Raw genomic sequence first — 561 nt, 5'->3', positions numbered from 1 at the left:
ATTATAGGTCCAAATGGTGCAGGCAAAACCACACTTATTAAAGCCCTACTCGACATGTCTGATGATGAGGTAACCAAGACTGGTAGCGTTGAGCTTGGGACAAATTTGCAAATCGCTTTTTTTGATCAACTACGAGATCAGCTGGATCTTGAAGCAACTGTCGCTCAAAATGTATCAGAAGGCTCAGACTTTATCGAAGTTGGTGGTCGTAAAACCCACATCATGAGTTATTTACAAGATTTCTTATTTGCGCCTGAGCGTGCACGTACCCCGGTTAAAGCTCTATCAGGTGGTGAGCGTAATCGTGTCTTACTGGCCAAACAACTGCTAAAACCTGCCAATATCCTAGTGCTTGATGAGCCAACCAACGACCTAGATATGGCAACCCTTGAGCTATTAGAAGAATCGGTCAGCAGTTTTAACGGTACCATTCTCCTTATCAGCCATGATCGCTCGTTTATGGACAACGTGGTCACCTCTACTTGGGTATTTGACCAAGACGAAAATGGCAAAGGTATGGTTAAAGAGTATGTAGGTGGTTATCAAGAATATTTGATACAG

The 561-nt window shown here is 43.1% G+C and carries 1 protein-coding gene; it reads left to right on the top strand.

Features of this window, described 5'->3' with window-relative positions; all coding sequences use genetic code 11:
* The coding region (locus ACS8FD_RS23455; protein WP_439277619.1) for an ATP-binding cassette domain-containing protein at window positions 1–561 on the top strand (561 nt) is incomplete at both ends.

This window comes from Psychrobacter sp. 1U2 (genome assembly GCF_051847575.1).
The sequence above is the reverse complement of the archived record's forward strand: the minus strand, read 5'-3'. Positions and strand labels throughout refer to the sequence as shown.